Origin of the sequence: Pseudomonas sp. B7 (assembly GCF_016735645.1) — a bacterium.
Taxonomy (GTDB): domain Bacteria; phylum Pseudomonadota; class Gammaproteobacteria; order Pseudomonadales; family Pseudomonadaceae; genus Aquipseudomonas; species Aquipseudomonas glycinae.
Genome location: NZ_JAERRE010000013.1, coordinates 106134 through 125004, shown reverse-complemented (window position 1 = coordinate 125004; position 18871 = coordinate 106134). Strand labels below are relative to the sequence as shown.

Annotated in this window: 16 protein-coding genes; 7 read left to right on the top strand and 9 right to left on the bottom strand. The window is 60.4% G+C overall.

What is annotated here, in order from left to right; genetic code table 11:
• Positions 1 to 212: 212 nt before the first annotated feature.
• The 6 genes from JKA62_RS25800 to JKA62_RS25775 all read left to right on the top strand — a co-directional run bounded on the left by JKA62_RS25800 (position 213) and on the right by JKA62_RS25775 (position 5890).
• Positions 213 to 887 carry a heavy metal response regulator transcription factor gene (locus tag JKA62_RS25800; RefSeq protein WP_007951475.1) on the top strand — a complete coding sequence of 225 codons (675 nt, stop codon included), beginning with the start codon at positions 213 to 215 and terminating at the stop codon, positions 885 to 887.
• A complete protein-coding gene (locus JKA62_RS25795; protein WP_201820091.1) occupies positions 884 to 2293 on the top strand; it encodes a heavy metal sensor histidine kinase in 1410 nt (469 codons plus the stop codon). The genes JKA62_RS25800 and JKA62_RS25795 overlap by 4 nt, the downstream gene beginning before the upstream one ends.
• 169 nt (positions 2294 to 2462) lie before the next feature.
• Positions 2463 to 2795 (top strand): hypothetical protein, encoded by a 333-nt coding sequence (locus JKA62_RS25790; RefSeq protein ID WP_201820119.1) that lies wholly within the window; start codon positions 2463 to 2465, stop codon positions 2793 to 2795.
• Positions 2796 to 2844: 49 nt separating this feature from the next.
• Complete coding sequence (locus JKA62_RS25785) at positions 2845 to 4068, top strand: YcaO-like family protein (RefSeq protein WP_201820088.1); 1224 nt, start codon at positions 2845 to 2847, stop codon at positions 4066 to 4068.
• A complete protein-coding gene (locus tag JKA62_RS25780; RefSeq protein WP_201820085.1) occupies positions 4065 to 5015 on the top strand; it encodes a class I SAM-dependent methyltransferase in 951 nt (316 codons plus the stop codon). The genes JKA62_RS25785 and JKA62_RS25780 overlap by 4 nt, the downstream gene beginning before the upstream one ends.
• Positions 5012 to 5890 carry an alpha/beta fold hydrolase gene (locus tag JKA62_RS25775; RefSeq protein ID WP_201820083.1) on the top strand — a complete coding sequence of 293 codons (879 nt, stop codon included), beginning with the start codon at positions 5012 to 5014 and terminating at the stop codon, positions 5888 to 5890. The genes JKA62_RS25780 and JKA62_RS25775 overlap by 4 nt, the downstream gene beginning before the upstream one ends.
• 43 nt (positions 5891 to 5933) lie before the next feature.
• Here JKA62_RS25775 and JKA62_RS25770 read toward each other — a convergent pair whose 3' ends face one another.
• The 6 genes from JKA62_RS25770 to JKA62_RS25745 are packed head-to-tail and all read right to left on the bottom strand — an operon-like array spanning position 5934 to position 11886.
• Positions 5934 to 7676, bottom strand: a complete 1743-nt coding sequence (locus tag JKA62_RS25770) for an ABC transporter substrate-binding protein (protein ID WP_007951484.1) — start codon at positions 7674 to 7676, stop codon at positions 5934 to 5936.
• Positions 7677 to 7723: 47 nt separating this feature from the next.
• On the bottom strand, positions 7724 to 7996 hold the full coding sequence (locus JKA62_RS25765) for a DUF2160 domain-containing protein (protein ID WP_039767461.1): 273 nt from the start codon (positions 7994 to 7996) through the stop codon (positions 7724 to 7726).
• 10 nt (positions 7997 to 8006) lie between these two features.
• Entirely contained in the window at positions 8007 to 8807 is an 801-nt protein-coding gene (locus tag JKA62_RS25760; RefSeq protein WP_011334979.1) for a carbohydrate ABC transporter permease, read from the bottom strand.
• Positions 8808 to 8816: 9 nt separating this feature from the next.
• Positions 8817 to 9683: a carbohydrate ABC transporter permease gene (locus JKA62_RS25755; protein WP_007951487.1), complete on the bottom strand. Its 867-nt coding sequence runs from the start codon at positions 9681 to 9683 to the stop codon at positions 8817 to 8819.
• Complete coding sequence (locus JKA62_RS25750) at positions 9680 to 10792, bottom strand: ABC transporter ATP-binding protein (protein WP_007951488.1); 1113 nt, start codon at positions 10790 to 10792, stop codon at positions 9680 to 9682. The genes JKA62_RS25755 and JKA62_RS25750 overlap by 4 nt, the downstream gene beginning before the upstream one ends.
• Complete coding sequence (locus tag JKA62_RS25745; protein WP_007951489.1) at positions 10792 to 11886, bottom strand: ABC transporter ATP-binding protein; 1095 nt, start codon at positions 11884 to 11886, stop codon at positions 10792 to 10794. The genes JKA62_RS25750 and JKA62_RS25745 overlap by 1 nt, the downstream gene beginning before the upstream one ends.
• Before the next feature lie 270 nt (positions 11887 to 12156).
• On the opposite strand from JKA62_RS25745, the gene JKA62_RS25740 reads away from it, so the two are divergent.
• Positions 12157 to 14007 (top strand): sigma-54-dependent Fis family transcriptional regulator, encoded by a 1851-nt coding sequence (locus JKA62_RS25740; protein ID WP_201820079.1) that lies wholly within the window; start codon positions 12157 to 12159, stop codon positions 14005 to 14007.
• Positions 14008 to 14023: 16 nt separating this feature from the next.
• On the opposite strand, the gene JKA62_RS25735 is transcribed toward JKA62_RS25740, so the two are convergent.
• The 3 genes from JKA62_RS25735 to JKA62_RS25725 form a co-directional block, all read right to left on the bottom strand.
• On the bottom strand, positions 14024 to 15235 hold the full coding sequence (locus JKA62_RS25735; protein WP_201820076.1) for an MFS transporter: 1212 nt from the start codon (positions 15233 to 15235) through the stop codon (positions 14024 to 14026).
• A 301-nt stretch (positions 15236 to 15536) separates the two neighbouring features.
• Positions 15537 to 16919 carry a cysteine--tRNA ligase gene (gene cysS / locus JKA62_RS25730; protein WP_011334983.1) on the bottom strand — a complete coding sequence of 461 codons (1383 nt, stop codon included), beginning with the start codon at positions 16917 to 16919 and terminating at the stop codon, positions 15537 to 15539.
• Positions 16920 to 16939: 20 nt separating this feature from the next.
• Positions 16940 to 18640: a glutamine--tRNA ligase/YqeY domain fusion protein gene (locus tag JKA62_RS25725; protein ID WP_039767474.1), complete on the bottom strand. Its 1701-nt coding sequence runs from the start codon at positions 18638 to 18640 to the stop codon at positions 16940 to 16942.
• Between the last annotated feature and the right edge of the window lie 231 nt (positions 18641 to 18871).

Here is an 18871-nt window from a genome sequence, read left to right as displayed (position 1 = left end):
GCCGAAATGGAAGTCATCAAAAACCGACCATTTCGGTGCGACAGGCTGTCGCGGATGGCCGATTTAAAGCGCTCAGGCGTTGACTCTGTAGCCACTACAGCCTTTACCGTGCACGCCACTCAGTTCCAAAGTCCGTCAGGAAGTCCCTGTAAAAACTGCAACTTCCAGACTCACTTAGTTAAATACCCATTCATTAAAAGTGGTGAAACATCATGCGAATCCTTGTCGTCGAGGACGAGCTTAAAGCTGCCGAATACTTGCATCAGGGCCTGACCGAAAGTGGTTATATCGTTGATCACGCGGTCAATGGCGCGGATGGTTTGCACCTGGCACAACAACAGGTTTATGACCTGATCATCCTCGATGTGAACCTGCCGGAACTAGACGGCTGGAGCGTGCTGGAACAACTGCGTCGCACCCACTCAACCCGGGTGATGATGCTCACCGCACGCGGGCGGCTGGCGGACAAGATCCGGGGTCTGGATCTGGGCGCCGATGATTATCTGGTCAAGCCGTTCGAGTTTCCGGAATTGCTGGCGCGGGTGCGTACGTTGATGCGGCGCAGTGAAAACATCCCGGTGCCACAGGTGCTCAAGGTCGCCGATCTGGAACTTGATCCGGGCCGTCACCGGGCCTTTCGTGGCACCCAGCGCATCGACCTGACCACCAAGGAATTCGCCCTGCTGCACCTGCTGATGCGCCAGTCCGGCGAAGTGCTGACCCGCACCCAGATCATCTCGCTGGTGTGGGACATGAATTTCGACTGCGACACCAACGTGGTCGAAGTTTCGATCCGTCGCTTGCGGGCGAAGATCGACGACCCGTTCGACAGCAAACTGATCCACACCCTGCGCGGTGTCGGCTATGTGCTGGAGGCGCGGGAATGAAGCCGGCGAGCCTGTCGCTGCGGCTGGGTCTGACGGTCAGCATTCTCGGCGCGCTGCTGGTGGTGTTCCTGGCGATCCTCGCGTATTTCGCCCTGACCCACGAGCTGAACGCGCTATCGCGCGACAGCCTGGAAAAGAAGCTGGAACAGGTCGAGCACAGCCTGACGCTGTACTTCGACACCGGCGAGATCAGCGCCAAGCCGCACATTCTGCTCGATCAGGTCATGGGGCACGACAACCTGACCCTGACTATTTATGACCTGAACAATCTGCGCACCCCGCTGCTCAAGTCCGGTTCGGGTCTGACCGATCCGCGCGTTGAACTGAAGGCGGTACGGGCGACAACCGATCAGTTGACCCACACCGACAGCGCCGATGCCGAAGGTGCGAAGTTTCTCACCGTCTCCAAGCTGATTCGCCTCAAGGACGGCAGCAGCGTCCCGGTGCTACTGTCGATGGATAACGCCCACGATCAGGCCTTGCTCAGTGCTTATTTGCGCTCGACATTGATGGCTTTGCCGTTGCTGCTGGTATTCATCGGCCTGACCGCATGGGGCGCCGTGCAGCGAGGGCTGGCACCGTTACGAGAGTTTCGCAAAGTGGCGGCACGAGTGACGACGCAGGATCTCGACCATCGCCTGTCGGTGCTGAACATGCCCCAGGAACTCAGCGAACTGGCGCAGGGCATCAACGTCATGCTCGATCGACTGGACAGCGGCGTGCAGCAGTTGTCGCAGTTCTCCGATGACCTGGCCCACGAGCTGCGCACGCCGATCAACAACCTGATGGGCAAGGCCCAGGTGACGCTGTCGCGCGAGCGCTCGGTCGAGGAATACACCAACGTTCTGGTGTCCTGCACCGAAGAGCTGGAGCGGGTCGCGCGGATTGTCTCGGACATGCTGTTCCTGGCCCAGGCCAGCCAGCCTGCGGCGCACGCCTCGTTCGAAACGATTGCGCTGGAGCAAGAGGCGTCCAGGGTGGCCGAACTGTTTTCTCTGTCGGCGCAGGAAAAACAGATCGACCTGAAGGTCTTCGGCAGCGCTCAGGTGTCGGGCGACCGGCTGATGATTCAGCGAGCGATTTCCAATCTGCTGTCCAATGCCCTGCGCCACTGCCCGTCCGGCAAGACCGTTTCGCTGTTCATCGAACAGGCGCCGAACGAGGTGTCATTGCGGGTGAGCAATCCCGGTGCGGGCATCGAAGCGCAGCACCTGCCGTATCTGTTCGACCGTTTTTACCGCATCGACAGCAGCCGCACCCGGTCACAGGGCAGTACCGGTCTGGGACTGGCCATCGTGCATTCGATCATGACCTTGCACCAGGGCTCCGCGCAGGTTCAAAGCCGACCGGGAGCGATGACGATATTCAGTCTGGTGTTTCCCGTGACGCAACCGGACCGGCACTGAACCTTCAAGCCGATTTGTGCGGTGTTTTCTCAAACCTCATGGGAAAAATCGCCGCACAAGTGCTGCATCCATCCCCGTAAATCCTTCAGCACGAATTTGCGTCGTCCCTGCGCTGAAATGTCTGACAGCGGCAAAAGACAGAACGCCTCAAACCGCTGATTCCTTTCGCGTGGCTCGCCCGTTGCAACGCAGTGCTGCCCCCTCAGAAACACGTCCTCGCGGCGTCAATTCACGCTTTATCAGTACGTATTTCGACACCGCTGAAACCCGCGACTGGAAACGTCCGGACATTTTTGACCCCGCCGTCACCACCCTTTTAGATTCGGCTCGTGCTTGCCACAGCACTCCCAAACAACAACCAAGGAGCAACATCATGGGCTACATGGGCAGCTGGAACGCAAACCCTATTGATGAACTGGAAGAGCAGGAAGCGCCCTCGGCAGAGCAGATCGAAGCGCTGCAACTGACCGAGGAAGAACGAGCGGAACTCAACGCCGAGTGACAGAACCCGCGGGGGCTTGCGCCCTCGCGGGTTTTCCAGGAAGGAAATCATGCACAAGACAACGTTGGCCGAGCGTGAGCTCACAGCCGATCAGGCAGAACGGCGTATTCATGTCGAACTTTCATGCCTGGGCCTCACGCCACACACCCGCACCTTCGGCAGCAAAGTCGTTGCCGTCCAGGCGAGTCTTCAGGGCAGCGATAACCGCCATGCCTGCGGCTCCGGCAAGGGCTATGCAGATCAGGCGCACCTGGGCGCGCTTTATGAAGCGCTCGAGCACTATTGGACGGATAAGCTCTGCACCTGCGATGTTCACGAAGAGACTGAACGCTATTTCAAAGACACGCCGATGTTTGCCGATGACTCGCTTCTGCACAGGCTCACCAGCCAGCAAAACGTGCGCATCACCTGCCGAACCTATGTCTGTCCGCCGTGGCATGACCGGTTTTTCTATCCGATTGCGCTGACCTCGCCGAACGGCTCACGTTTGCCCTCGTCACCGGGCATGGCGGACTGCCGCGCCGTACAGCGCTACGCCAGCAACAGCGGCACCGCGATTGGCGCCACTTACAACGAAGCGCTGCTGCACGCCGCCAACGAGTGCATCGAGCGCGACGCCGTGTCGTTGTTTCTGCTCGATCATTTCTATTACCAGAACCATCCGCCACTGCGCCGGGTGGCACGTCTCACTGAAAGCGACGAACTCGGTCGTCTATGGGCCGATGCCGAACAGGAAATCGACGGCGAAATCGTGCTGGTGGATATCAGCACCGAGTTCAAGACGCGGACCTTTCTGGCCTTCACTACGAAGCCAAGCCCTCATCCACAGGTATTCGGCAGCGGCAGCTCTCTCGACCCGCGCCATGCTGCGTGGCGGGCGCTTACTGAACTGGTGCAGTTGCAACTGAGTGCCGCCGAACCTGAATACCGCCAGACACTGGCCAATGCGCTGCGCAACCTGCAACCCTTCCCGCGCCTGCTGCGCTGTGCGCAGTTCGAGCCGCAGACGCTGCTGCATCGCTGCGTTCAACACGAGGTGAAACTGCCGGATTCCGCTAAAGACCTGTCGGTGGACAGTCAACTGCACTTGCTGACTCAAGACCTGCGGATTCATGGCCGTACGCTCGGTGCCGCCGTCCTGCAGCGAACCGAGCTCGGCACCACCCTGCTCAACGTGGTGATCCCCGGACTGGAACGCTTCTTCGTGGTCTGCAGCGGTAACGTCGTCGTCCCGCAAGCCCGGGGCCGTACGCTGGAGAGGCCCGCCCCATGAACCGACCCGATCGCAACTGGGAGCTGACACTGGCCCGATCCATGCGCCTTTACCTCAACGAGAACGGCGCTGTTGGTCACTACCTCGAACCACGAGGCAGCGGACTGCATCACATTTTTTTCCTGCGGGTGAACGATGAGCTCTGGGTCGGCCGCAAGCTCCTGCAACGTGACCGGCATTTTCGGTGGCAGGCCGGCAGCGCACTCAAACCCGGCATGCTGTTTGGCCCGCATCTGCATTCATTGTGGGGAGATGACGGGTTGTCGATCGGCTATCGGACAGCCTCCCCCGCAGAGAAGACGCAGGCCTTCGAGCACGCCTTGCATCAGGCTGACAGTGAGATCCTGTTTCCCTTTCCGCTGCTGGATGAGACAGGCAGGGAAGTGGTCTGCCCGGCAGACTTCTGGCAATGCAACGAATCATTGGCCGAACAGCTGAACACTGACGAGCAGCACTTGCGCGAATACTGCGCCGGGCTGCTACAGGCCATCACTGGAAAAGGCGCACTGATTTACGACCCGGCCTGTTCGACCGGCGCGTTCATCGCCCACCTCGCCCGCGCCCTGCCCGACTGTCTGTGCCTGGGCTGTGACCGTTCGGCCTCGATGATCGAACACGCCAGGCAATGTCACAGCGGGACATCCGTCGAGTTCGATGTGCTGGAGGCGAGTGAAGCTTTCGATGCCGGGATTCGCTGCGATGTCTTGATCCTGCGTTTCCTCAACGCCGAAGTCTTGACCCGTCGTGAGGCCCAAACCGCATTCGAGTCGCTGATCCGCTGCGTCAAGCCCGGCGGCACGATCCTCGTCTTCGGTCACACCCCGGTACTGATTCCGGTCACCTGGCTTGCCTCCATCCACCACCTGAAACTTGAATCCAGTGTCGCGGCACGGTCGGGGCAGGTCGAGCTGTTCCAGTTCTATCGTCTGACGGTTTCGGCGCCATGAGTTTTTCCCTGCACAGCCGAGGTTATTACCCGACCGGCGACGGCCATCAACTCTATTGGGAACGGCATGGTGTTCCGGGACACGAACCGGTGTTTTTCCTCCATGGCGGCCCCGGCGGACGTTTCAGCCGCCACCATTTGCAGTTCTTCGACCAGGGCCGGTTCGACATCATCCTGTTCGACCAACGGGGTTGCGGGCGCTCGACGCCTTACGGCGAGCTGCGGGACAACACTACCGGGCTGTGTGTCGAAGACATCGATGCCCTGCGCCAGCATTTCGGCTTCGAAAAAATCAGCGTGCTGGGCGTGTCATGGGGCAGTTGGCTGGCGATCCAGTACCAGCAGCGATATCCGCAGCACCTGCTGAAAAGCACACTGGTTTCGTTATTCGTGCCGTTTGCCGCCAATGTCCGGGCCTACGATCAGGCGCTCAATGACGGGTTGGCGCAATCGCCTCAAATGTCGCCCGGCCAACGGGCCAGCGACATCTACCGGATCCTCGGCGAAGGCTGTCCATCGCAGCAGCACCGCGCCGCCATCGAATGGTTGAACGCTGTTCTACGTCGCTCAGGGCAGACGATTTGCCCCGACACCCTGGAGCGTTTCGTCGATCAGGAAGCCGTGCTTGCGATCCGTCTGGAACTGCATTACCACCTGCAGAACTATTGCTTCACCCCAAAGGATGAAAACCTGACCCTCGACGACAACACCCTGCTGATCCAGGGCATCCGCGACACCCATGGCATGGCCAGCGTGCGCTGGCTCAGGCAACGCATGAACATCCACTGCCGGCTGCTGCATGCCGGGCACAACGCCTTTGAAAATGCGATCCTCAAAGCGGTGCGTCGGGCGGTGAAACGTGAAATCGAGGGCTAAGAAAAACGGCACCCGAAGGTGCCGTCCCATTCCTCAAAAACCCTTACTTGCGTGCCGCCTCCCACGACTTGAGCAGTTCGTTGTAGCTCACGGTTTCGCCTTTCGGCTTCTCGTTGGCCAGTTTCGGTTTTGGTGCGCCCGGCTGGTCGAACCAGTATTGCGCGTCGCGCTCGGGGTTCATTTTCGGGGCGCACACCGCTTGGGCCTTGGAGCGTTCCAGACGGGTCATTATCGCGTCCTGATCCTTGGCCAGACCGTCAAGGGCCTGTTGCGGGGTCTTCTCGCCGCTGGCGGCCTCGGCGATGTGGCTCCACCACAGTTGTGCCAGGCGAGGATAGTCCGGCACGTTGGTGCCGGTCGGCGTCCATTGCACGCGGGCCGGGCTGCGATAGAACTCGACCAGACCACCGAGTTTCGGCGCCAGATCGGTCATCGCCTGCGAGTTGATGTCCGACTCGCGAATCGGCGTCAGACCGACGATGGTTTTCTTCAGCGACACGGTTTTCGAGGTCACGAACTGCGCGTACAGCCAGGCCGCGAGTTTCTGTTTCTCAGGCGTGGATTTCATGAAGGTCCACGAGCCCACGTCCTGATAACCGAGCTTCATCCCTTCTTCCCAGTACGGCCCGCGCGGCGACGGCGCCATGCGCCATTTCGGCGTGCCGTCGGCGTTGACCACCGGCAGGCCCGGTTTGGTCATGTCGGCGGTGAAGGCCGTGTACCAGAAGATCTGCTGGGCGATGTTGCCCTGGGACGGCACCGGGCCGGACTCGGAGAAGGTCATGCCCGCCGCTTCCGGTGGCGCGTACTTTTTCAGCCAGTCGACGTATTTGGTGGTGGCGAACACCGCCGCCGGGCCGTTGGTGTCGCCGCCGCGGGTCACGCTGGAACCGACCGGGTGGCAATCCTCGACGCGAATCCCCCACTCGTCCACCGGCAAACCGTTGGGAATGCCCTTGTCGCCGCCACCGGCCATGGAGAACCAGGCATCAGTGAAGCGCCAGCCCAGGGACGGGTCTTTCTTGCCGTAGTCCATGTGCCCGTAGATGCGTTTGCCGTCGATCTCCTTGACGTCTTCGCTGAAGAACTTGGCGATGTCTTCATAGGCCGACCAGTTCACCGGTACGCCCAGTTCGTAGCCGTACTTTTCCTTGAACTTGGCTTTCAGGTCGGCGCGTTCGAACCAGTCGGCGCGGAACCAGTACAGGTTGGCGAACTGCTGGTCGGGCAATTGATAGATCTTGCCGTCCGGCGCGGTGGTGAAGGAGATGCCGATGAAGTCCTTGATGTCGAGGGTCGGCGAGGTGAAGTTCTTGCCTTCGTTGGCCATCAGGTCGGTGATCGATTCGGTCTTGCCGTAGCGAAAGTGCGTACCGATCAGGTCCGAGTCATTGACCCAGCCGTCGTAGATGTTCTTGTCCGACTGCATCACCGTCTGCATTTTTTCCACGACGTCGCCTTCCTGCAGCAGGTCGTGGGTCAGCTTGATGCCGGTGATTTCGCTGAAGGCCTTGGCCAGCACCTTGGATTCATATTCGTGGGTGGTCAGGGTTTCCGAGACGACCTTGATGTCCATCCCGCGAAACGGCTCGGCCGCCTTGATGAACCACTTCAGTTCTTCCAATTGCTGCTCGGCCGTCAGGGTCGACGGTTTGAACTCGCTGCCGATCCATTTTTTTGCGGCATCTTCGTAGGCGTCGGCCCAGGCGGACGCGCTCAAACCGCTGAGTGCCAGCATGGCTGCCAATGAAATGCTATGTCGCAGCTTATTTTTCTTATCGAACATAGAGACCTCCTGTTAGGTTTTCGGAGCACGATTGCCGAGCGATTCGACTAGCCCCAACGCATCACAGCCAACAGCCACACCAGGGACAACGCGGACGCTACCCAGATGCTCCAGTCGGTCACGCCGATTACCAGCAGATGCAGGTAGGCGCTGCCGAGAAGACCGATGAACAAGCGATCGCCACGGGTGGTGGCAATCGGCAGAAACCCTCGCCGCAAGATGCTCGGCGAGCGCAATTCCCAGGTGGTCATGCCCACCAGGATCAACCCGATCACGATGAAAAACGCCGCCGTCGGGACGGTCCAGCTCATCCATTCCATCATCAGTTCCTCAGACCCGGCCCAGGGCAAAGCCCTTGGCCACGTGGTTGCGAACGAACCAGATCACCAGCATGCCGGGGAGAATAGTCAACACCCCCGCTGCCGCCAGTACGCCCCAGTCAATCCCGGATGCCGACACCGTGCGCGTCATCACCGCCGCGATCGGTTTGGCGTTCACCGAAGTCAGCGTGCGCGCCAGCAGCAGTTCGACCCAGGAAAACATGAAGCAGAAAAACGCCGTCACGCCGATGCCGGAGCCGATCAGCGGGATGAAGATCTTCACGAAGAACTTGGGAAAGCTGTAGCCGTCGATGTAGGCGGTTTCGTCGATTTCCTTCGGCACCCCGGACATGAAACCTTCGAGGATCCACACCGCCAGCGGCACGTTGAACAGGCAGTGCGCCAGCGCCACGGCTATGTGGGTATCGAACAGGCCGATCGACGAATACAGCTGGAAGAACGGCAGCAGGAACACCGCCGGTGGCGCCATGCGGTTGGTCAGCAGCCAGAAAAACAGGTGCTTGTCGCCGAGAAAGCGGTAACGGGAAAACGCATAGGCCGCTGGCAGTGCCACGGTCAGGGAAATGATCGTGTTCAGACTGACGTAGTACAGCGAGTTGATATAGCCGGTGTACCAGCTCGGGTCGGTGAAGATCACCTTGTAGTTCGCCAGCGTGAAATCCTGTGGGAAAAGGGTCAGTCCGCCGAGGATTTCGGTGTTGCTCTTGAACGACATGTTCAGCAGCCAGTAGATCGGCACCAGCAGGAAAAAAATGTAGAGCAGCAGGGGAATCAGCTTTCTTTTGCTCATGGCCGGGCCTCAGCGGTTGGCATCGTTGTGGGTCATGGCGGTGTAGAACAGCCAGGACACCAGCAGGATGATCAGGAAGTACACCAGCGAGAATGCCGCCGCCGGCCCCAGGTCGAATTGGCCTACGGCCATCTGGGTCAGGGTCTGACTGAGGAAGGTCGTCGAGTTACCCGGCCCGCCACCGGTGAGCACGAACGGTTCGGTGTAGATCATGAAGCTGTCCATGAAGCGCAGCATCACCGCGATCAACAGCACGCTTTTCAACTTGGGCAACTGAATGTGCCGGAACACGGCCCAGGCCGAGGCCCGGTCGATACGCGCGGCCTGGTAATACACATCGGGAATCGCCCGCAGGCCGGAGAAACACAGCAGCGCCACCAGCGAAGTCCAGTGCCAGACGTCCATCACCAGCACGGTGACCCAGGCATCCATGGTGTTCGCCGCGTAGTTGTAGCTGATGCCCATGGCGTTGAGGCTCGACCCGAGCAGGCCGATGTCGGCGCGGCCGAAAATCTGCCAGATGGTGCCGACCACGTTCCATGGAATCAGCAGCGGGATCGCCAGCACGATCAGTACCACCGACGACCAGCGACCCTTGGTCGGCATGGTCAGCGCAATGGCGATGCCGAGGGGGATTTCGATCAGCAGCACACACGCCGAGTAGATGAACTGGCGCAGCAGCGAATCGTGCAGGCGCGGGTCAAGCAGCACCTGTTTGTACCAGTCGGCGCCGACGAAGTAGCGGCTGGACTGGTCGAAGATGTCCTGCACCGAATAGTTGACCACGGTCATCATCGGAATCACGGCACTGAAGGCCACCAGCAGGAATACCGGCAACACCAGCCACCAGGCCTTGTTGTTCTGCACCTTGTTCATGGCTGTACCTCGCTGTCGGTGGCATCCAACAGAAATTCGTCGGCATAGACCATCAGCCATTGCGCCGGAAAACTGATGTACGCCGTGCCCTGCGGCACCGGTTTGTCCTCGGCCAGGCGCACTTTCAGCGGTGCGCCGTCCAGATCCAGGGTCATGATCTTGTAGGTGCCGAGGTCTTCGACGTGTACGACTCGCGCCTGCATCGCGTCATCGAACGGCTCATCCCACACATGGATGAACTCGGGACGGATGCCGACCTTCAGATTTTTCCACTGACCGTGTTCGATATGGCGCTGCAAGCCGTCGGACAGCGGCAGATGGGTCGAGTTGAAACCGACCCCGCCCGGTTGCGGCTGCACTTCGATCAGGTTCATCCCCGGGCTGCCGATGAAGTAGCCGACAAAGGTGTGGCTTGGCCGCTCGAACAATTCCCGTGGCGTGCCGAACTGGACGATCTGGCCGCCGTACATCACCGCGATCTTGTCGGCGAAGGTCGAGGCCTCCAGCTGATCGTGAGTGACGTAGACCATGGTGATGTTGAACTGCTCGTGGATCTGCTTGAGCTTGCGCCGCAGTTTCCATTTCAGGTGCGGGTCGATCACCGTCAGCGGCTCGTCGAACAGAATCGCCGAGACGTCATCGCGCACCAGACCACGGCCCATGGAGACTTTCTGTTTTTCGTCGGCGGTGAGGTTGCGCGCCTTTTTGCTCAGCAGGTTCTGCAGGTCGAGGACTTCGGCGATTTCCTGCACCTTGCTGTGCACTTTCGCCTCGGCCAGGCCCTGATTTCTCAAAGGAAAGGCCAGGTTGTCGAACACGGTCATGGTGTCGTACACCACCGGGAACTGGAACACCTGGGCGATGTTGCGCTTCTCCGGGGTCAGGTCGTTGACCGCTTTGCCGTCGAACAGCACATGACCCTGAGACGGGCTGAGCAGGCCAGAAATGATGTTGAGCAAGGTCGACTTGCCGCAGCCCGAAGGGCCGAGCAAGGCATAGGCACCGCCCTGCTCCCAGATGTGGTCCATCTCGCGGATCGCGTAATCCTCGGGCCCGCTCGGGGTTTTGCTGTAGCTGTGGGCGAGGTGCTGCAAACGGATTTCGGCCATCAGGCAACCCTCGCGACGCGCCGGCCCGGTGCCTGCACCAGACGGCCCTGCGCATCGAACACAAACAGTTTATGGGTCGGGATATAGATGCGGATCGGCGCATCGACGTCGTATTCGTGAACGCCGGGCAAATGCAGCACCAGCAGGAAATGCTCGTTGCGCACGTGCAGGAAGGTTTCCGAACCGCTGATCTCCGCCACCTCGACGGTCACCGCCAGTTCCAGGTCGTCGTCGTTGCTCGGCACCAGCGAGATGTGGCTCGGGCGAACGCCAAAACGGAACTCGCCCTCGCCCACCGGTCGCAGGTCGACGTTCAACGGAAAGTGCACGAAGTTGGCGAAGCTCACTTCGTTGCCGGCGATACGCCCCGGCATCAGGTTGATCGGTGGCTCGGAGAACAATTCGGCGGCCAGCACCGTTTGCGGCTGGTGATAGACCTCGGTCGAAGGGCCGCTCTGGATCACCCGGCCTTCATGAAGAATGGTGGTGGTGCCGCCCAGCGCCAGCGCTTCATTGGGCTCGGTGGTGGCGTAGATGGCGATGGTGTGGCGCGCCTTGAACAGCTCGCGCATTTCCTGGCGCAATTCTTCGCGCAGTTTGTAGTCGAGGTTGACCAGCGGCTCGTCGAACAGAATCAGTTCGGCATCCTTGACCAGCGCCCGCGCCATCGCGGTGCGCTGCTGCTGGCCACCGGACAGTTCCAGCGGATAGCGCTTCAGGAATTTCTCGATGCGCAGCATCTTCGCGGTTTCCTGAACCTTGCTCTGGATCTGCTCGTTGGAGATCCCGGCCTGGCGCAGCGGCGAGGCGATGTTCTCGAACACCGTCATGGTCGGGTAATTGATGAATTGCTGATAGACCATCGACACGTTGCGCAAACGCACCGGGCGCTGGGTGACGTCGACGCCGTTCATCAGGATGCGGCCGCTGTCGGGCTTGTCCAGACCGGCCATCAGACGCATCAGACTGGTCTTGCCGGACAGCGTGCGCCCGAGCAAAACGTTGAAGGATCCAGGTTCGAATTTCAGGCTCGCATCGTCGATCCAGGTCTGGCCCTCGACGGTACGGCTGACGTGCTCCAGGGTGAGTGACATGGCTCGGCCTTTTTATTATTGGAGTCAAGCGACCTTTCCTGTAGAGCGACATTCGTGCCAGAAACGGCAAGCTGTTGATTTCCCGAAAAATTCGCTGGAGGCCAGGCAAACCGGGGTTCGTAGCTGAACACAAGTGAACAGTTGCTACTGAACAATTGAACAGTCGGGCGATTGACAATGAACAATAGTGAACAACACTCTATGGATGCTTTTTGCTCGTCGAACGAGCCATAACAAAAACAACAAAGCACCTTTCAGAGACTGCCAATCATGGCCGCACCTGCCCCGCCGCTTTCCCACGATGCGATCGTCCAGGACTCCTGGTCCCGTTGCCGCGCCTTCGGTCTCAATCATCAAAGCGCCCCGGCCTTCGATCAGTTGCCCGCCGCCGGCATTGCGCAGTTGCTCGACCGCCATCATTCGCTGGTGCAGACCACTCACCAGGAAGTGCTGCCGTATTACGAGAACATCCTGAGCAATTCCAATTGCCTGATCATGCTGGCCGACAATCAGGGCCAGGTGCTGACGTCCTGGGGCACCCAGCGCTTTATCGAGCCGAATCTGGCGCGCGGTTTTCAGGCCGGCGCCAGTTGGGTCGAACGCGCCAGCGGCACCAACGCCATCGGCACGGCGCTGGCCTGCGAGCAGGCGGTGCACATCGAACACGATGAACACTTTCTCAAGGCCAACCGCTTCATGACCGGTTCCGCCGCGCCGATTTTCGATGCCGAGCGCAAGGTCATCGCCGTACTTGATGTGTCCAGCGACAGCTATCTGCCGCCCTCGCACACCCTCGGCATGGTCAAGATGATGAGTCAGACCGTGGAAAACCGGCTGATCCTCAACCTGTTCCATGGCCAGCACTTTCAACTGACCTTCAACACCGGGTTGAACAACCTCGACAGCCAGTGGGCCGGGCTGCTGATCTTTGATGAGAGCGGTCAGGTGTTGTCGGCCAACCGCCGGGCCGACAATTTGCTGGGTGTGCGCTTGTCGCGGGTCAGCGTTGAGAGCCTGTTCAAGGTGTCGTTGCTGGAGTTGATCAATCAGCCGGATGGGTTGCCGTTTGCCTTGCAGACTTCCGGGCGCAATCGTTTCCAGTGTTTGTTGAAACGACCTAAACAAGCACAGATTCAGGCGCGGGTCTTCACTGAAGCCAGACCCACCGAACCGAAAGTCGCCGTACCCACGGCCATCAGCCTGAGCACGTTGCACTTCGGTGACAGCCGCGTGGAAAAAGCCGTGCGCCAGGCCGAACGCTTGCTGGAAAAGGACATCCCGCTGCTGATTCACGGGGAAACCGGGGTCGGCAAGGAAGTCTTCGTCAAGGCCCTGCACCAGGCCAGCTCCCGCAGTAAACAGGCGTTCATCGCCGTCAACTGCGCGGCGATCCCAGCCGAACTGGTTGAGTCCGAACTGTTCGGCTATGAGAAAGGCGCATTCACCGGCGCCAACCAGAAAGGCAGCATCGGCCTGATCCGCAAGGCCGACAAAGGCACGCTGTTCCTCGATGAAATCGGCGACATGCCGCTGCCGACTCAGGCCCGGCTGTTGCGGGTGTTGCAGGAGCGCTGCGTGCAACCGGTGGGCAGCAGCGAGCTGTTTCCGGTGGATCTGCGGATCATCTCCGCCACCAACCGCTCGCTCAGGGAACAGGTGCAACTGGGGCGCTTCCGCGAAGATCTGTACTACCGCATCGGCGGTCTGACCCTGGAATTGCCACCGCTACGCGAGCGCAGCGACAAGCAGGCGCTGTTCAAGCGGTTGTGGGAACAACATCGCGAGCCGTCGCAATGGGCGGGTTTGAGTCGCGAGGTGCTGGACTTGTTCGAACGGCATCCGTGGCCAGGCAATCTGCGTCAGGTCAGCAGCGTGATGCAGGTGGCACTGGCGATGGCCGAGGAACAACCGATTCGACCCGAGCATTTGCCGGAGGATTTTTTTGTCGATCTGGAGATGGAGCCCGTGGAAATGGCCGAGCCGTTGGGCATCGACCTGAACGATGCCGAGGCGTTGAATCGGGAGTTGCAGCTGGCCGGGGGCAATATTTCCCACCTGGCGCGGCGGTTGGGGGTGAGCCGCAATACGCTGTACAAGCGATTGCGGCAGATTGAAAACTGAGCGCCTCCATAGCGGATCAGACCGAAACGGCTGGCTCAACAGGCGCCGCCGATGCCGCCGCCAACGTCCGCAGGCCCATCGACACCACAACCATCATCATCAGACCTGCGGCTATCGCAACGCCGAACCCTGCCCGTGCGCCCCAGGCATCAATCACCAGCCCCGCCAGCATGCCGCCGAGCGCCACGCCGATGCTGATCCCGGTGGTCATCCACGTCAGTCCTTCGGTCATCCTCGCCGCCGGGATAATGATCGTCCCCAGCTTCATCACCACCACCATGGTCGGCGCAAACGAGATGCCGGCGATAAACAGCATCGCGGTAAGGACATAAACGTCCGGTGAGAAAACCGGCAATACGCCGGTTACTGCCGTGACCAGGATCCCGATAAAGAACTGTTTTTCAATCGCCAGCGAAACCCGCAGCGCGCCGAAGGTCAGACCCGCCACCAGCGAGCCGAATGCATAGGCGGCAAGAATGAAGGTGGCAGCCGATGGCCAGCCTTGCGCATTGGCGAAGGCCACAACGGCAACATCGATCGCTCCGCCAATAACCCCCATCGCCAGCAACGCCAGGACAATGGTGCGAACGCCGGGAATCAGCAGGGTCGAACCGCTGTTTTTCCGGTTGCCCGCCACCACTTTCGGTTCGGTCTGCCGCTGCATGAGAAACGCCGTCACGCCGACAGCGAGCAACCCTACCGCCACCAGCGGCCCGGCTTCTGCGAAGAAACTCACACTCAAACCGATCGCCAGTGGCGGGCCGATGATGTAAGCCAGTTCAGTGAGGACTGTGTCCAGCGAGAACGCGGTGTGCAGTTGCGGCTTGCCACGAAACAGCTGCGTCCAGCGTGCGCGGATCATGGACGGCATGCTCGGCATCGTCCCCGCCAGAGCCGCCAGCACAAAAAACAACGCGGCCGGAGCCCTCAGGTGCACGGCAACAATCAGCGCCAGCAGCATGACGATACTGAAGGCCGTAACGACGGGCAGCACACGACTCTGGCCACGCCGATCAACCTGTTTCGAGATGCGCGGACCGAGCAGCGCATTAGCCAGGGTAAACGTACCGGCGACTGCGCCCGCCAGCCAGTAAACGCCAGTCTGCTGCACCAGCATGGTGATGATGCCGATACCGATCATTGCCTGGGGCAGTCGGGCGATGGAGCTCGCGAGGATCAGCCCGGTGGCGCCGGGTGTCGATACCAGTTCGCGATAGTGATTAGCCATGATTCCTCCCTTCCGGATTCGCCGCTGATGAGCATCCTGCCGCGTGCGCTATCAAGACCTATGCGAATACCAAAAGCAATCACACATTGTCTGGATCGTTCCCACGTCGAGGCGTCGAACCGTCTGCGTGGGAACGCCTCAATGGGCGCTCCGCGTCCGCTTCGGCATGGGACGCGGAGCGTCCCGGGCTGCATTCCCACGCGGAGCGTGGGAGCGATCAACTGTCTGCGTGAGATCGATCAATCGGACAGAAAAACAAAAACCCGCACAAGGCGGGTTTTGTTTGTAACAGGCGCAGCAATCAGTCAGCCAGACGCCAGGTCGTGCCGCCCTTGCCGTCTTCCAGCACCACGCCCATGGCGGTGAGCTGGTCGCGGATGCGGTCGGATTCGGCCCAGTCCTTGTTGGCACGGGCAGTCAGGCGCGCCTGGATCAGTGCATCAACCTCAGCCGCATCGACCCGCCCTTCGGCACCGGCCTGCAGGAAGTCATCGGCTTCAAGCTGCAACACACCTAGCACGCTGGCCAGTTCCTTCAAGCGCGCCGCCAGACCGGCCGCCGCATCCAGATCGCTCTCGCGCAGACGGTTGATCTCGCGGACCATCTCGAACAGCACCGCACAGGCTTCCGGCGTGCCGAAGTCGTCGTTCATCACCTGGGTGAAACGCTCGACGAAGGCTTCGCCACCCGCCGGTGCCACTTTCGGCAAGCCTTTCAACGCGTGGTAGAAACGCTCCAGGGCGCCCTTGGCGTCCTTGAGGTTGTCTTCCGAGTAGTTGATCGCGCTGCGGTAGTGGCTCGACACCAGCAGGTACCGCACGACTTCCGGGTGGTACTTGTCGAGCACGTCGCGAATGGTGAAGAAGTTGTTCAAGGACTTGGACATCTTCTCGCCATTGATACGAATCATGCCGCAATGCATCCACGCGTTGGCGTAGGTCTTGCCGGTGGCCGCTTCGCTCTGGGCGATTTCGTTTTCGTGGTGCGGGAACTCGAGATCGCTGCCGCCGCCATGAATGTCGAAGGTCTCACCGAGGCAGCAGGTCGACATCACCGAGCACTCGATGTGCCAGCCCGGACGCCCGGCGCCCCACGGCGATTCCCAGCTCGGCTCGCCCGGCTTGACGCCTTTCCACAGCACGAAGTCCAGCGGATCTTCCTTGGCTTCGTCGACCTCGATCCGCGCACCGATGCGCAGGTCTTCGATCTTCTTGCGCGACAACTTGCCGTAGCCCATGAACTTGCCGACGCGGTAGTACACGTCGCCATTGCCCGGGGCGTAGGCGTAACCCTTGTCGATCAGGGTCTGGATCATCGCGTGCATGCCAGGGATGTGATCCGTGGCGCGCGGCTCCATGTCCGGCTTCTTGATGTTCAGGCGCGCTTCGTCTTCGTGCATCGCCGCGATCATGCGCTCGGTCAACGCTTCGAACGACTCGCCGTTCTCGTTGGCCCGGTTGATGATCTTGTCGTCGATGTCGGTGATGTTGCGCACGTAGGTCAGGTCATAACCGCTGAACCGCAACCAGCGGGTCACCAGGTCGAACGCGACCATGCTGCGGCCGTGGCCCAGGTGGCAGTAGTCGTACACGGTCATCCCGCAGACGTACATGCGCACCTTGTTGCCATCCAGCGGCTTGAAGACTTCTTTGCTCTTGGTGAGCGTGTTGTAGATCGTAAGCACGGTGTTTCCTTAAGACTTGATCACTGGCCCCACGAATCGCGCAGGGTCACGGTACGGTTGAATACCGGCTGACCTGGTTTCGAGTCCTTGATATCCGCGACGAAGTAGCCTTCGCGCTCGAACTGGAAACGGTCTTCCGGCTGTGCATTGCCCAGCGAAGGCTCGGCACGACAACCGGTCAGCACTTGCAGTGAGTCAGGGTTGATGTTGTCCAGGAAACTCGCGCTGTCTTCGGCCTTCTCCGGGTTCGGAGAACGGAACAGGCGATCGTACAGACGCACTTCGCACTCGATGCTGGCAGCGGCCGGCACCCAGTGGATCACGCCCTTGACCTTGCGGCCTTCAGGGTTCTTGCCCAGGGTGTCCGGATCGTACGAGCAACGCAGCTCGACAATGTTGCCGTCGGCGTCCTTGATCGCTTCGTCGGCACGGATCACGTAGCTGCCGCGCAGACGCACTTCGCCGTTCGGCTCCAGGCGCTTGTAGCCCTTCGGCGGCTCTTCCATGAAGTCATCGCGGTCGATGTAGATTTCACGGGCGAACGGCAGCTGGCGCACGCCGAGTTCTTCTTTCTGCGGATGACGCGGCAGTTCGAGGTTCTCGACCTGATCTTCCGGGTAGTTGGTGATCACGACTTTCAACGGACGCAGCACGCACATGGCGCGCGGGGCGTTGGCGTCCAGGTCCTGACGGATGCTGAACTCGAGCATGCCGAAGTCGACCACGCCGTCGGAACGGTTGGTGCCGATCATCTCGCAGAAGTTGCGGATCGACGCCGGGGTGTAGCCACGACGGCGGAAGCCCGACAGCGTGGACATGCGCGGATCGTCCCAGCCATTGACGTGTTTCTCGTCAACCAGTTGCTTGAGCTTGCGCTTGCTGGTGATGGTGTAGTTGAGGTTCAGACGGCTGAATTCGTACTGACGCGGGTGCGCCGGCACCGGCAGTGCGTCGAGGAACCACTCGTACAGCGGACGATGGCTTTCGAACTCCAGGGTGCAGATCGAGTGGGTGATGCCTTCGATGGCGTCCGACTGACCGTGGGTGAAATCGTAGTTCGGGTAGATGCACCACTTGTCACCGGTCTGGTGGTGATGAGCGTGGCGGATGCGGTACATGATCGGGTCGCGCAGGTTCATGTTCGGCGAGGCCATGTCGATCTTGGCGCGCAGCACGCGGGCACCGTCCGGGAATTCGCCGGCGCGCATGCGGGCGAACCAGTCCAGGTTCTCTTCCACCGAACGGTCGCGGAACGGGCTGTTCTTGCCCGGCTCGGTCAGGCTGCCGCGGTATTCCCTGGCTTGCTCGGGCGTCAGGTCGTCGACGTAGGCCTTGCCGGCCTTGATCAGCTCGACGGCCCAGTCGTGCAACTGGTCGAAATATTGAGAGGCGTAGCGCACTTCGCCGGACCATTCGAAGCCCAGCCATTTGACGTCGCTTTCGATCGCGTCGATGTATTCCTGGTCTTCCTTGGCCGGGTTGGTGTCGTCGAAACGCAGGTGGGTAACGCCGCCGAACTCCTGGGCCAGGCCGAAGTTCACACAGATCGACTTGGCGTGGCCGATGTGCAGGTAGCCGTTGGGCTCAGGCGGGAAACGGGTGACGATCTGCGTGTGCTTACCCGAGTCCAGGTCCGCCTGGATGATCGGGCGCAGGAAATTGACCGGCGTAACGGGGCCGGTCTTGGAATTCGAGGTAGGGTCGACAGTGGGCTTGCTCATAGGATCCTTGAACGTACAGTGCGCGGCCGGGACACGGGCCTGACAAAACAAAGCCGCTATCATAGCCGATGCTGTCAAGCCCCTGACAGAGCAGGGCTTAAAAGGAATGCATTTAATCGCCGGGTTTTGAAAAACAGCCTCGAAATTCGCGCCTGTCACGCTAAACTGCGCACCTTGGCCCTCACGGGCTGAACCGGTACGGGGCCCAAATGTCCCAATACCCACGAATTC

What these genes read in the sequence shown, in the direction of transcription:
- JKA62_RS25800 (WP_007951475.1), top strand. Translation starts at nt 213, where the DNA reads ATGCGAATCCTTGTCGTCGAGGACGAGCTTAAAGCTGCCGAATACTTG.
- JKA62_RS25795 (WP_201820091.1), top strand. Translation starts at nt 884, where the DNA reads ATGAAGCCGGCGAGCCTGTCGCTGCGGCTGGGTCTGACGGTCAGCATT.
- JKA62_RS25785 (WP_201820088.1), top strand. Translation starts at nt 2,845, where the DNA reads ATGCACAAGACAACGTTGGCCGAGCGTGAGCTCACAGCCGATCAGGCA.
- JKA62_RS25780 (WP_201820085.1), top strand. Translation starts at nt 4,065, where the DNA reads ATGAACCGACCCGATCGCAACTGGGAGCTGACACTGGCCCGATCCATG.
- JKA62_RS25775 (WP_201820083.1), top strand. Translation starts at nt 5,012, where the DNA reads ATGAGTTTTTCCCTGCACAGCCGAGGTTATTACCCGACCGGCGACGGC.
- JKA62_RS25770 (WP_007951484.1), bottom strand. Translation starts at nt 7,676, where the DNA reads ATGTTCGATAAGAAAAATAAGCTGCGACATAGCATTTCATTGGCAGCC.
- JKA62_RS25765 (WP_039767461.1), bottom strand. Translation starts at nt 7,996, where the DNA reads ATGGAATGGATGAGCTGGACCGTCCCGACGGCGGCGTTTTTCATCGTG.
- JKA62_RS25760 (WP_011334979.1), bottom strand. Translation starts at nt 8,807, where the DNA reads ATGAGCAAAAGAAAGCTGATTCCCCTGCTGCTCTACATTTTTTTCCTG.
- JKA62_RS25755 (WP_007951487.1), bottom strand. Translation starts at nt 9,683, where the DNA reads ATGAACAAGGTGCAGAACAACAAGGCCTGGTGGCTGGTGTTGCCGGTA.
- JKA62_RS25750 (WP_007951488.1), bottom strand. Translation starts at nt 10,792, where the DNA reads ATGGCCGAAATCCGTTTGCAGCACCTCGCCCACAGCTACAGCAAAACC.
- JKA62_RS25745 (WP_007951489.1), bottom strand. Translation starts at nt 11,886, where the DNA reads ATGTCACTCACCCTGGAGCACGTCAGCCGTACCGTCGAGGGCCAGACC.
- JKA62_RS25740 (WP_201820079.1), top strand. Translation starts at nt 12,157, where the DNA reads ATGGCCGCACCTGCCCCGCCGCTTTCCCACGATGCGATCGTCCAGGAC.
- JKA62_RS25735 (WP_201820076.1), bottom strand. Translation starts at nt 15,235, where the DNA reads ATGGCTAATCACTATCGCGAACTGGTATCGACACCCGGCGCCACCGGG.
- JKA62_RS25725 (WP_039767474.1), bottom strand. Translation starts at nt 18,640, where the DNA reads ATGAGCAAGCCCACTGTCGACCCTACCTCGAATTCCAAGACCGGCCCC.